The organism is Rhodopirellula sp. UH5, assembly GCF_056839225.1.
The window spans coordinates 410,082-423,530 of the sequence record NZ_CM166390.1 but is presented as its reverse complement, the minus strand read 5'-3'; the positions used below and the strand labels follow the sequence as shown (position 1 = coordinate 423,530).

At 57.7% G+C, this 13,449-nt stretch carries 9 protein-coding genes and 1 pseudogene; 2 read left to right on the top strand and 8 right to left on the bottom strand.

What is annotated here, in order from left to right; all coding sequences use genetic code 11:
* Window positions 1-177: 177 nt before the first annotated feature.
* From argC to UH5x_RS01490, 5 genes and pseudogenes are all read right to left on the bottom strand, one after another.
* Window positions 178-1,218 carry an N-acetyl-gamma-glutamyl-phosphate reductase gene (argC, locus tag UH5x_RS01510; RefSeq protein WP_482634471.1) on the bottom strand — a complete coding sequence of 347 codons (1,041 nt, stop codon included), beginning with the start codon at window positions 1,216-1,218 and terminating at the stop codon, window positions 178-180.
* 109 nt (window positions 1,219-1,327) lie between these two features.
* Window positions 1,328-1,792 (bottom strand): response regulator, encoded by a 465-nt coding sequence (locus UH5x_RS01505; RefSeq protein ID WP_047816262.1) that lies wholly within the window; start codon window positions 1,790-1,792, stop codon window positions 1,328-1,330.
* Complete coding sequence (locus UH5x_RS01500; protein WP_482634470.1) at window positions 1,789-3,714, bottom strand: sensor histidine kinase; 1,926 nt, start codon at window positions 3,712-3,714, stop codon at window positions 1,789-1,791. The genes UH5x_RS01505 and UH5x_RS01500 overlap by 4 nt, the downstream gene beginning before the upstream one ends.
* Window positions 3,715-3,716: 2 nt before the next feature.
* Window positions 3,717-4,999 (bottom strand): annotated as a pseudogene (locus UH5x_RS01495) (ABC transporter substrate-binding protein).
* Between the two features lie 306 nt (window positions 5,000-5,305).
* Entirely contained in the window at window positions 5,306-7,102 is a 1,797-nt protein-coding gene (locus UH5x_RS01490) for a 30S ribosomal protein S1 (protein WP_047816320.1), read from the bottom strand.
* 337 nt (window positions 7,103-7,439) lie between these two features.
* On the opposite strand from UH5x_RS01490, the gene UH5x_RS01485 reads away from it, so the two are divergent.
* Both UH5x_RS01485 and UH5x_RS01480 read left to right on the top strand, forming a co-directional pair.
* On the top strand, window positions 7,440-7,700 hold the full coding sequence (locus UH5x_RS01485; RefSeq protein WP_047816265.1) for a hypothetical protein: 261 nt from the start codon (window positions 7,440-7,442) through the stop codon (window positions 7,698-7,700).
* A 273-nt stretch (window positions 7,701-7,973) separates the two neighbouring features.
* Window positions 7,974-8,993: a LacI family DNA-binding transcriptional regulator gene (locus UH5x_RS01480; protein ID WP_482634469.1), complete on the top strand. Its 1,020-nt coding sequence runs from the start codon at window positions 7,974-7,976 to the stop codon at window positions 8,991-8,993.
* Between the two features lie 236 nt (window positions 8,994-9,229).
* Here the strand turns inward: UH5x_RS01480 and UH5x_RS01475 are convergent, their stop codons facing one another.
* From UH5x_RS01475 to UH5x_RS01465, 3 genes are all read right to left on the bottom strand, one after another.
* Window positions 9,230-10,738 (bottom strand): DUF389 domain-containing protein, encoded by a 1,509-nt coding sequence (locus UH5x_RS01475; RefSeq protein WP_482634468.1) that lies wholly within the window; start codon window positions 10,736-10,738, stop codon window positions 9,230-9,232.
* Window positions 10,735-11,475 carry a glucosamine-6-phosphate deaminase gene (nagB, locus tag UH5x_RS01470; protein WP_482634467.1) on the bottom strand — a complete coding sequence of 247 codons (741 nt, stop codon included), beginning with the start codon at window positions 11,473-11,475 and terminating at the stop codon, window positions 10,735-10,737. The genes UH5x_RS01475 and nagB overlap by 4 nt, the downstream gene beginning before the upstream one ends.
* A gap of 550 nt (window positions 11,476-12,025) precedes the next feature.
* Window positions 12,026-13,408 carry an HD domain-containing protein gene (locus UH5x_RS01465; RefSeq protein ID WP_482636100.1) on the bottom strand — a complete coding sequence of 461 codons (1,383 nt, stop codon included), beginning with the start codon at window positions 13,406-13,408 and terminating at the stop codon, window positions 12,026-12,028.
* Window positions 13,409-13,449 lie beyond the last annotated feature (41 nt).

The following is a 13,449-nucleotide window of genomic DNA, read 5'->3' as shown; positions in this document are numbered from 1 at the left end:
TCAGCAGGCGTCACTTGGCATTGGAACTGTTTTGGCGAACGCCACGGTTCTCACGTACATTCGGGGCGAACGCCCAAACGGCTCACATGGATTCTCCAGATCGTCCCTGCCAACCTGCTTCGTTCAAGTCGATTTGCAAACAATCGCGGCGTGGACATCACGCCACCAAGTCTCCGATCACATCAACAACCCAGCCGTTTCTGGTAATCCAAACATCACATTCATGTTTTGAACCGCGGCACCACTGGCGCCCTTGGTCAGGTTGTCGATGGCACAGACAATGACAGCTCGCTTGCCCGAAGGACGCACCGTAATCTGAACCTGGTTGGTCCCGGCGACATACTTCGTCGCGGGCAAGTGATCGACCACATGGACACAAGGTTGGCCTGCGTAAGTGTCTCGCAACAAGCTCATCATGGCACGAACCGCGTCCTCCACCGAGCCAGCCTTGACCGCTGGCTTCACATAGATGGTCGACAAAATGCCGCGATCCATCGGAGTCAGGTGCGGTGTGAACATCACTTCGATCGGAGCACCCGCGATCCGTTCGACGAGGTCCGCGATCTCGGGTGCGTGGCGGTGAGTTCCCACCGCGTAAGCGGAGATCGATTCGTTGGTCTCACAATAGAGGGTTCCGAGTTTCGGCGAACGACCGGCTCCTGACACGCCGGATTTGCTGTCGACGATGATGTCCTCGGTTTCAATCAATCCCGCCTTCACAAGCGGGGCCAGCGGCATGATTGCGGAGGTGGGATAGCACCCCGGGTTGGCGACGATGTCAGCGCTGCGAATTTCGTCGGCGAAGAACTCCGGCATGCCGTAAACGACGTTGCCGATTCGTTCCGGCCATGGGTGTTTGACACCGTACCAGTGCTCGTAAGTTTCCAAACTGGACAGCCGAAAATCGGCGCTGAAGTCAATGACTCGCATCCCAGCACCGGCCAATTGCTTCACGCTTTCCGCAGAAGCCCCATGAGGCAAGCAGCACATCGCCACATCGGCCGACTTCGCGATCACGTCGGCATCGAGCGGTTGCAGGGTCACGTCGCAACGTCCCGCCAGCATCGGATGAATTTCCGAAAGTGGCTTGCCCTCGTCTTGGCGACTGGTCGCGATCACCAGCTCTGCACTGGGATGCGTGAGCAGCAACCGGGCGACTTCCAACGCGGTGTAACCGGTCGATCCAATGAGAGCGACGCGAAGATCAGATGATGACATGATGCAACTAAGAAGGCTTCCAATTGAAAAGGGTTCACCCAGTGGCGAACAATCTCCCACCGGTGTTGTCGCTTTTTCCGCCGTGATCGGCAACCACGCCCAATTCAACTCACGCGTTCTTGGAACCCAACGAGGGAAACACCAAGCGCCCTGCGAACTGCCGAGCCATCTCAAGCACCGAGTTCAAATCATCTTTTTCAAAGTAGCCCGCCACGTTCTTGTCGTAAGCCAACGCGATGTCACGTTGATGACGCGAAGTCGTCACAACGAACACTGCCAACCGTTTCAGAGAATCGTCGCGACGAACCTCCGTTAAAAATTCATGCCCGTTCAAACCAGGCATGTTCAGATCGAGGAACGCCAAGACCCCCACATCGTCGCTTTCGCTCACGATACTGCGGAGTTTCTTCAGTGCTTCACCGCCATCGGAGGCATGCACCAACTCGCAATCCACCTGATTGCGTTTGACCGCGCGGCGGAATGCCTCGACGTCCACCGCGTCATCTTCAATCAGAAGAAACGTCGGACGTTTGGCTTCGCAGGAGCTTGAATTGTCGACAAGAGACGATGTCATGTACGCACGTTTACAATGGAGTCTTCAGTGGGACGATCTTTCACTGACTGGTTCACTGATTCAATTTGCTTGGGCCAAGTGAACCAAAAGGTGGTTCCACTTCCCGGGGAGGAATGGAGCCCAATTTCCCCACCATAATGCTCCACATGCTTCTTTGCGATAGCAAGTCCCATGCCACTTCCATCCGAAACATCGGTTGCGACACGCTGGTACATCTGAAACACCTTTTCGTGAAAACGGGCTTCGATCCCAATCCCGTTGTCGGCGACTTCCCAATTGTACCAATCAACATCTTCCCCGCACCGCACTTCAATCCGTCCATCCGCACCTTTGTCGTTGTATTTGACGGCGTTGCTGATCAAATTCAACAGCACTTGCTGCAGTGGAGTCCGCACGGTGTCAAAGACAGGCAAGGTATCCCATGAAATGTCGCAACCATCCAAGTTGTCCGCCATTGCGACGATCGACGTGACCAATTCGTTGGTGTCGACGTGCTCGGGACGAGAATCGACACGCCCGACGCGTGAATAGTTCAGCAAATCGTCGAGCAAACATTCCATGCTGCGGACACGCGTTTGCATGTGTTTCAAATGCTCCTGCGAACTTTCCGGCAAAATGCCTTCACAATCCTCCTGGACCCAACTGGCTAAGTGCTGGATGCCACGCAGGGGCGACTTCAGATCATGAGAAGCAATGTAGGCAAAATTATCCAGTTCGCGATTGGACTCGATCAGCGCCTCCGCTTTCTTCACCAATTCTTGACTGAGTCTCTCGGATCGATCCAACAGCAGCTTGGTTTCTTGGTTTTTGTCGCTGAAAACACGGGCTGCTTTGACCATCTCTGCGATTTCGTCGGTTCGCTCGGTCTCAGTCGAAATCACCATGGTTTCACCGGCGGCCAATCGCCGGAACATTTCCGTCAAACGACTGATCGGACCGATGACGGCCATCGACAAGCTGGTTGCGAGCAGCATGGCCAACAACACCGCCCCCACGGCCGCTCCCACCGCGATGTAGCGAGAACGGCGGAAGGACGCCTCACGGTTGCGTTGGTTCAGGGTCTTTTGCTCCCGAACAAACTCCTTCAGCTTGGACGATTGGTAGCTGAACTCGGCGATTTCCCCCGCCATCACCACGTTGGAGTAAACCATGTAGCCGCGGGTGGCCTGAAACGCGCGCGTGCCGACACGCTGAAATTCAGACAGGCTGGCCAACACCTCCGCGAGGATCCTCTGGACTTCTTCCTGCTGATTGTCGGGAGCTTCCTGCAATTCCAGGCACGCCAAACGAGCCATTTCGAGATCCTGCGTGGCTCGGTCAAAACTCTCCGACTTGGGATGATTGAAGTACTCCAGCAGCGAGCGATGAGCCGACACGTACGCTCCTCGAGCGCCGCCATGCTTGCGAATCTGTTGCTCGTACTTGACCGGATCCTTCATCCACCAAGCACGCAGCTGGTTGAACGCGTCGCGAACCAGCTCCGCCTTCTCTGGCAACTCCTGCTGCACCAATAGAGAACGCAGCTCACGCTCCTCCGCCGCCAATTTCAACTGATCGCTCAAGACGTTCAGGTGGCCTTCCATCTGGACCAAGGTCTCTTCGATCGAGGCATCCGCTCCCTTGGCACGTTCGATCTCCTCTGCCAGTTCCTCCTGCAACGTCAGAGCGGCCCGGTACTGCGCCGAGGCTCCTGTTAGCAAATAGCTCTCGCTACGAGACTTCAGCTCCTGGACTTTCCGGTCAATCGATTCGATGACCACCGAAGTGCTCTCCGCTCGCTGGTACTCGGCAAAACTCTTCAACAGTGACGACTGACCACTCACGCCAATCCACGTGCTGAGCACGCACAACGCCACCAAGCAAGCACTTGCCAAGTAGATGCGTTGCCGCAGAGTCTGTCGTCCCAGTTGGGTCAGCATCATGATCATCCGGACACGAACTCATTCCAGTGCCGAAGGCTGGCCTCGTAGGACTTCATCACAGTGTTCCAGACCGCAATGTTGCAAAATCGTTTTTCGTAGGAGCCGCCGTCTCGAGCCTGACCTTCCTTGACCACCACTCGTCCGGTCGTGCCCTGAAGATCCGTGGTGGCAGGTTTCCCCTCGTACCAGTAGTCCCACTCGGCTTCACTGAGTTCTTCGCGAGACCGTTGCGGGTTGGAGATGTAGTAACCTTGACGAGCGATGAAGCGCCTGGCCACCCCGACAACCACCAGTTCATGTATTCATAGGCGGCGTCTTTGACCGAGCCTGAGGTTCTGGACGACAGACACATCACGCCATGCCAAGCACGATAACCTTCCTTGGGGGATGCGTTGACGCATTCAATTCCACGCCCCCTCAACTCAAACACAGCCGGTGAGAACATGCTTTCAATCACCACTTCCCCACGGCTCATCAACCCCACCGAGGACGGAACGCTGCTCCACACGCCACGAAAGTGCCCACTGCGTCGGTAGTCTTCCAAAATCTGAAACAGGGTTTCCAATTCGGCTTCGCTGAGATTGCCAATGTCACCAAACTCAGCCAACCCTTTGGCTTGAACGGCCATCGCCAAGTCAAACAAACCGATGGTGGGTTCATTGACGATCGCAACCTTTCCCGCCCAGCGGTCATCAAGCAACCACGCCCACGATTCTGTCTCGTAGGGAATCCCCCGCGGGACGAACGAAGCGTCATAACCAAACGAATCGACGTTGTGCACATACGGCAGAAAACTGATTTGCTCGGTTGGCTGGCCGCCCAGAGTTCCATCGGGCTGGATGAACAGCAGTTCATTGGGTGCGTCGCCCGCACCAATCTTGGCCTCAGGGGTCAACCGTCCGACACGCGTCAGCGGGTTGATCTCATCCCAGTACCGAATACGGGTGCGATCGATGGGCTGGATCGCACCAGCCTGCCACAGCACCCGAATGCTATTGGACCATTGCTCATACAGATCAAACGATTCAGGCCGCGTCGAAGCCCGGTGAAGCACTTCCGCACTGCCTCCTGGCGTGAACTCCAACTGGATGCCCAGGTCGGCTTCCGCACGCACACGAAGATCTTCCTGCAGGGTCACATGGGTCCCAAGAACCCGAACCACCGGTTTACCGGACACATGAATCGCCGGTGCAGAAAAGACATCAGATGCCTTCACAGGCTTCGCCCCGGCGACAGCCACCGTTGCCAACGTCGCGCCGAGCAATTCGCGTCGATTGAGATTCATGACAGCTGACGGTGGATGGAAGAGCGTTGGCAGGAGCGGCGGGAGGCATCTTCAAATTTGAACCGCGTGAATGCATTCAAACATACGGCGCAAAAAGAAAACGGGCGTTTGAAGCAGATCAAACGCCCGTCCCATGTGTCAACTGTTCAATGCTCTCACGCTCAACATGAGCGTGCCTTCGCTCCTTCAATCAGGCCAAGCCGACGCCGCACTGGCGTCGAAGGGGCCCCCGAAGGAGTTGACCACTTCCAAACGAGCAATCGGATGCGTGAACAGCCGATTGAACTCGCTCAAAATTTCCCTGAACTATTCCGAGTCGGAAGTCGGGATCAACGGACCAGCCGCTCCCAAACCGCCCTTCAGGTCGCCTTCGTCCATCGGAGTCGGCATGCCCGATTCGGCGGCTTCGGCAGCAGCAGCGGTCTTCTCTTGCTCCTCGCTCCAGTCGACTCGTTTGAGCGACAGACCGATTTTGCGTTCGTCGGTGTCGACACGAAGCACTTTGACTTCGATCGGATCGCCAACCTTGACCACTTCTTCGGGGTCCTCGACTTTGTGCTCGGCCAATTCGCTGATGTGCAGCAAACCTTCCAAGCCGTCTTCGAGTCCGATGAAGACACCGAAGTTGGTGATCTTCGTGACCTCACCCTTGACCAATTGGCCGGGCTGGTACTTGTCTGGAATGTCGCCATCCCAAGGGTCGTTGTCGAGTTGCTTCAGACCCAATGCGATCCGGCGGCGTTGTTCGTCGACGCTGAGGATACGGCATTCGATCTCTTGCCCCTTCTCCAGCACTTCGCTCGGGTGAGCGATCTTGCGGGTCCAGGACATGTCGCTGACGTGCAACAGACCGTCGATACCTTCTTCCAGCTCGATGAACGCACCGTAGTTGGTGAGGTTGCGAACCTTGCCCTTGACGTCTTTGCCTTCGGGATAACGCTCGAGGACTTCGTCCCAAGGGTTTTTCAGCGTTTGCTTCATACCCAGTGACAATTGCTGGCCTTCCGGATCGACACCCAAGATCATGACATCGATCTTGTCGCCGATGTTGACCAATTCGCTGGGGTGATTGACCCGTTTGGTCCAGCTCATTTCGCTGATGTGAACCAAGCCTTCGATGCCTGGCTCCAGCTTCACGAACGCACCGTAGCTCATCACGTTGACGACTTCGCCAGGATGAACCGATTCGACCGGGTACTTGGTCTCGATGTTTTCCCAAGGGTTGCGGTCTTTTTGCTTCAGACCCAAAGCAATTTTTTGCTTTTCGCGGTCGATGTGCAGGACCTTGACTTCGATCTCTTGGTCGATCGACAGCATTTCGGTTGGGTGACCGATTCGTTCCCACGCCATGTCGGTGATGTGAAGCAAACCGTCGATGCCGCCGAGGTCGACGAACGCACCGAAGTCGGCGATGTTCTTGACAATCCCCTTGCGGATCTGGCCGACTTCCAGCTCTTGCATCAAGTAAGCGCGATCTTCTTCACGCTGACGCTCGATCAAGCTGCGGCGGCTGATGACGATGTTGCGACGTGTGTCGTCGATCTTGAGCACTTCGGCTTGGACCACACGACCGATGAAGTCGCCGATGTCTCCAGGACGACGAATGTCGACTTGCGAACCAGGCAGGAAGACGTTGACGCCGATGTCGACGAGCAAGCCACCTTTGATTTTGCGAATCACGGTACCGGTGACCACTTGGCCCTCGGCAACCGTTTCCATCATCGCTTCCCATTCGATGATCTTCTCGGCTTTTCGCTTGGACAGCGAAATCATGCCGTAAGGATCGTCGGCAGCACCGAGCTCATCCTCCATCTCTTCAATCAGGACTTTGACCGTGTCGCCGATCTTTGGCGGGTCCTCTTCAGGCCCCCACTCATCCAGTCCGACCGTGCCTTCACTTTTGAAGCCGACGTCGACGAGAGCCCACTCGTCGTTCAGTTCAACAATTCGTCCGTCAACAATTTTGCCAGAGTTGTAATCTTGCTGCTCAGCAGCAATCGCGTCGAGAAGCCATTCTTCGGCCTCGTCCTCCGGGGCAAGCAGCGCCAAATCGTTGAGGATGTCGTCGTCTTCGAGGGAGCGGATGAGGTTGCGGTTAACCATAAAAACGTTACCGATGGTGAAATCGTATCGATCGGGCTCCGGCAAATCACCCGTCGATCCGTCACCTGGGTTGGTGGAGTGGATTGTCAAACTACAGCCGGAAAAGGGCGTCCAGCGGACTTGCCGCGGCGCCTAGCCGAGAAGCCTACCAAAGTCGGAAATTGGTCACAATGCGTTTGTTGGTCTGGACACCCCGCCCGCGAATGTTTTACAGGCGACGAACGTGAGGCATGACACGTGAACTGAGACCCGTGAACGGATCGCTGCCACCCACCACCGGAATTCCCGGCTCCTCCGGCGACGTGAATTCACAGACTCCAACCCACCCAATTGAGATATGAACCTGAATTTTTTCGACTGGCTCCGTGACGGAGTTCGCCAATCGGTCATCCTGGGCGTCAGCGACGCGGTCGAGCAAATCGGCACGCCGGACGAAACGTCTGAGATCAACCCGCAAGTCGCTGCGTTGCTGCAAGAACCCACGGCGGACAAACAAGCCCTGCCCGCCAAAAAGGGCGCCCGCCCGACCGGCCGCAAAGCCGCCCCAAGAAAGCGTCTGGGCAAGTCCCTGCAGGAATTGAACCCGCCGTCCAAGTGATCTGGCCCGCGAGAGGCACAGCTGCTGCCGAATCCTCGCCGCTGCCGCATCGCTGCTGAAAAATCGTTGCACGCTGGCCTTCCCGGGCCGGCGAAGCCATCTGAGTGAGCTGCAAAACCAAACTGGCACCCGCAAACCGGCGACAATCCGAACGCTTCCGGCCGACTCACGCGGTGGCGCCTTTTCGGGCAAAACGGGGTAGAATCAGAGCTGAATGTTCGTTCTTCACGGAGAACCATCCTTCTTGCCTTCCCCTTTGCGAGACCACGCCCGATGTCAACAGGACGGATCACGATCCAAGACATCGCCAACCGTGCCGATGTCTCCAAGAGCACGGTTTCGCGAGTCCTCAACAGCCCCCTAATCGTCCAGGCCGACAAACGCGAACGCGTGCTGGCAACGATGGCAGAACTGGGGTACCAACCCAACCAAGTCGCCCGATCGCTGGCCGGCGGCAGGTCGATGACAATCGGAATCGTGACCCAAAACATCGGCACACCGTTCTACGATTCCGTCGTGCAAGGCGTGATTCGAGGCCTCAATGGCACCGGTTTTTCACCGCTCGTGGGTGACGCGATGCTGAAACAAGAATCGTTCCTCGGCGCCGCCCACACACTGCTCGGGCGCAATGTCGATGGCCTGATCCTGATCGCAGGCGATATCCCATCGGAAAAGATCGAGGAACTGTGCGAGGAAAAGCCCACTTTGGTCGTGGCTCGCGAAATGCCCGCGTGGACCGGCGCGATCATCGCCACCAACAACTTTCAAATCGGTGCCAATGCGACGCAAACGTTGATCGACCACGGGCACCGCGAGATCGTTCATATCGCTGGACCGGTGGATCACATCGACGCGATCGGCCGACTCGCCGGATTCCGATCGGCGATGAAAAACGCGGGATTGACCGTGACCGACGACCACATCGTTCACGGCGACTTCCATGCTGAATCCGCCGCGACCGCCATTCAGACGCTGGCAGATCGCCACGTTTCCTACAGCGCGATCTTTGCGGCGAACGACCTGATGGCATTCGGGGCTCGCCTGGCCCTGCACCGTCGCCAAATCTCCGTGCCAGAACAAGTCTCCCTGATCGGCGTCGATGACCAGCCCGAATCGCAATGGACGGTGCCGCCATTGACCACCGTTCGCCAACCCGGCAAAGAAATGGGACAAGCCGCCGCCACCGCCATCATCGCCATGATCAACGGCAACAAACCAGAACTGCCCACGCTCGGCGGCGAAGTCGTGCTTCGCGAATCGGTCCAACCGTTCGCGCTGACAATCGAAACGTAGTGCTGAGTCACCGCAACCAAGCCAACTCCCCACCGTTCGCGTCACGCACCCCCAAAGCAACCACCAGTGGTCTGTCACAGCTAAAAGTTCGGGTTGATCGTAGTGGACGAGGCGACGAGTCCTTGGATTTGACGCCAGTTCAGGACTCGTCGCCTCGTCGACTCCCCTAAAAATAAGTCGTGACAACCACCAGCCACGCAAACACTTGGGGACAAGTGTTCTACTCTGAAGCACCGTCAAAACAGCCACTTCTCCAGGTGCATCATCCACACCAGCACCAGCATCAACAACGTGACCAGCGACACGGTCATGCGAGTCGCCCACTTGTGCCCCGATTCAACTCGCAACCCGCGAGCGTAGAGCACAAACGACGTTCCGATCATGATCGTCAGCACATTGACGCACACCAATATCAGCGGACCAAACACCGGCCAACCACGCTCGCTCGACTCCCAGACATTGAACGAAGCCTGCAAGCCCGCGGTCGAAATCGGCGGCACCAGCGCCGCCGCAATCGCAGCCCCCGCCAAGGCCGATGACAGGTGGCTGCGAGTGCGTGCGTAGGAAGCCGCCATCCCGCCCACCAAGCCCACACAAAAATCCAGCGGCGACGGATTGCATCGGCCCCACATCTCATCGGTCACAACCGGGTGATGCACCAAACGGACCAACAACCCGAACAGGAAGCTCGATCCAAACGCCCCGGCGAATCCGATCCCAATCGAAAGCATCGAACGCCGGAACAACGGGCGGTTGCCGTGAGCCAGCGACAACCCCGCGCCCATGATCGGGGTCATCAAAGGCGCGATCAACATCGCCCCGATGATCACCGCCGCTGAATTCTGCAGCAATCCAAACGCGGCCAACATCGCTGCCGCTGAGATCAACCCGAGAAACTCCAAACTGGGCTCGGAGCCTTCCTCCAGCGTGCGAGCCAATTCCAACCGCGCTTCGCGATCCATCGGCTCGGCAACGTGACTGGCCCAGTACCGAACCCCCGCCGACAACGACTGATTCCAGCTTTCCTTCTGGCTCACCAAAGCAACGGACGACCGACCGGCCTGGCCCAGCAACGCACGGGCAACCTTGTAATGCGACTCCGCCGATGGCTTCGAACCAAACGGAACCCAGATCAAATCGCCTGGGTCGCAACGCTGACGTTCCAAATCCAACGCTTTCGTGATCGCCCGAGCTTCCCGGTCCGCCAAGTCCGACTTGCTGCCATCGGATGACTCATGCGATTCGCCTTCAGCTCCCAACCAGTCGTGTTCCAACTGCAAGGCGGGATCCACGCCCAGCAAACGTCGCGAAATCCAGCGGGTCACCTTGATCGACGCATCGTCGATCGAAAACACATGCTTGGCCGAGTCAGGTGGCGGCCCCTTCACGCTCAACCAAACCGACTTGATCGGACACCGATCGAACAAGGTCGCCTGAAACCGATCGTCATCGACATCGTCCACCATCAGCAACAATCGCGAATCCCACTTGGACAACCGAGCCGAAATTGCCTCGACGTCGGACTCCACTCGCTCGACGCGACCAACCACACAGTGCCCCGGGGAATCACTCGCGTCCGACAGGATGCTTCCCAGCTCTTTTTGACTGCGCAGTTCCAATGTGCGGTGGTCCATCCCCAACACCAACACGTCGGCTTGCATCTTCATCGATTCCGCAAACCGGCGCAGCCATGGCAATCCATCCGCCAACTGTTTCTGCGAACCGACCAGCAGCGTGACGCTCATGCCCGCTGCTTCAACAAACTGGCGGCAGCTTCGTCCACGACAAACGTGACGTGCGGGTGACGCTGCAAAAACGACGCTGGCATGTCTGGCGTGACCGGCCCACGAACCGCCCGTTCAACCGCCTCGGCCTTCGATTCACCGGTCGCAATCAACACAATCGCGCGAGCTTCCAAAATCGTCGCGATGCCCATCGTGAGCGCCAACCGAGGAACCTCCTCTGCCGAGGCAAAGAACCTCGCGTTGGCATCAATGGTTTCGCCGGCCAAATCGACCACTCGCGTCCGACTCGCTTCCGTAGCGCCCGGTTCGTTGAACCCGATGTGCCCGTTCGCCCCCAGCCCCAGCAACTGCAAATCGATGCCGCCAGACGCTGCAATCAAGGCTTCGTATTGCTGGCCTGCTTCCTCCAGGTCCGCCGCCATGCCGTCGGGCAAATGCGTTTGCTCGAGATTGAACCCCGCCGGATCAAACAACCGCGAACGCATGTACGCGTGGTAGCTCTGAGGATGCTCGGGGCTCAAGCCGACGTACTCATCCAAGTTGAACGTGGTCACATCCGAGAACGACAGGTGCCCGGCCTGAACCTTCTCGACCAGCAATTCATACGCTCGCTCGGGAGTCCCACCGGTGGCCAACCCCAACACGCTCGCCGATTTCCGACGCACCTGCTCAACGATCCAGCCTGCGACTCGAGTGGAAGCCGATTCGTGATCCGGAACAATTTCTAACTCAATCAATTTTCTTCACCTGGTTCTTCGATTGGTATTCTTCAACTGGGACGCTAAGCAGGTCGGCAGGAGTCTTTCGGCATTTGGACTGTTTCGGTAAGCGTCGTTGCCCCCAGGTACAACCGGGGCTAACGCCCAAACGGCTCACATGATTGTGCCCGATCAATCCTGCCGACCTGCTTAGGAGATCACTTCGGCACGCCCCTTTATAACGAAAAGACGCCCGCCCTCCGATGACACACCGGATGACTGAATGAGCAAACCGACGCAGAACCCAAGAATTCGATGTGGTCCCTCGCTCACCGGCTTGTTGATTCTGTTGTAGGTTGGCCACTCTTGGCCGACTTCTTCGTTGTAGGTTGGCCACTCCTGGCCGACATCCACCACTCGGACGGGGCAAGAGTGCCCATCCTACAGGCGTTCAAGCGTCGTTGACGACGAGATCAACCGGCTGTCTCGCATCGGGTTGTGATTCCCATTCCATTCGCATGGAAAAGACTCAAACAATGCCCCTGCGACGCTTGGCCCAGGCGAACTGACGGACGAACCTTCCCTGCCTTCACACCCACTGCTTCTCTGTTTCTGCCACGGCGGCGATCAACCATCGCCGCATCGAGTCATCCGGCAGACCACGCAAACGGTCACGAACCCACGCGGGCACAAACACACGAACTCGTTTGACATGATTGTCAAACTGCCGGTTGGCCAACACAGAGGCCACGGGTGAAACGTCGCCCAACGTGGCAACCTCTCCCGACCGGAGCATGATGTCGATGTTGATGTCGACCTCCAATTTGACGGGCGGCGCGTCGATCAAAACCAACTCGGGTTCGACCACGCCATCAATCGCTTCGCCAATGGACGCTGCCAAGGGCCGCGAACACGATGCGAGCCACCAATGCGGGCGGCGGGCCAGCATCTGATGCATGTCCTCACCGGACTCGACGTTGAATTCCGCCGCACGCTTGAGCAACGTTCGATTGGCCCCGAACAGCCCCTCGACCAACGTCTGAACCGCACCACCTCGTTGATTCGCGGCCTCGACCAATCGGCTGACCCAAGCTGCCTCGCCTAAATCCATCCATTCGGCGAAGTCGACCGACTCGCCCGCGGTGGGTTGCTGCAATTCATGAACTGCTCGCTGCAGCATCGCGGTGGCGGAACGAACGGTGTGATGCCAGTAGACTTCGCTGAACATCACATAACGCCCGAACACCATCATCTCTGCCGCCGTGCGTCCCTTCTCATGAATGGCGAGCTTGGGCCGATCCGGGTGCCGGACCATCGAGGCAATGATTCGCATCGGATCGAAGTTGCGTCCGTAGGGCACGCCAGCATGCAAACTGTCTCGCTGCAAATAATCCAATTTGTCGACGTCGATCGGGCCACTCAAACAGCTCGCGTAAAAAGCGATCTGGTCAGACGGGGCCACCTCCGTGAATTGCTCGCTCTTCTTGGGACACAGAATCGCCATCACGTCATCGGCGGTGCAGTCCCAATCCGCCGCCAACGTTTTCGCGATGGGCCCTGACCGCAACATCGCATCGACGCGTTCCTCATGACGCGGCATCCCGGCCTGGCCCATGTCTTCGATCGGGTGGCAAAACGGCCAGTGCCCCGCGTCATGCACCAACGAAGCCACGATAAATGCCTCCGCCGCTCGCAAGTCATCGTTCGTTGGTTCGGCGGCAGTGGACTCGTTGACCTGATTCAGGACTCGCAACGTCCACGCGTAAACGCCCAATGAATGCTCGAGTCGAGTGTGCATGGCGCCGGGATACACCATCGAGACCAGTCCCAACTGGCTGATCGAGGCCAACCTTCTCAGGGGGGCCGTGTCAATCAAACGCTGCACGCGAGGCGTGACCGGGACATCCATCGCGGGCGGGATCCGTAATCGAGACGGGCCGCGATCCATCAGACGAACTTCAGGCAACGGAATCACGCGGAAACCCTCCGCAGGAACACGAACGCAGCGATTTT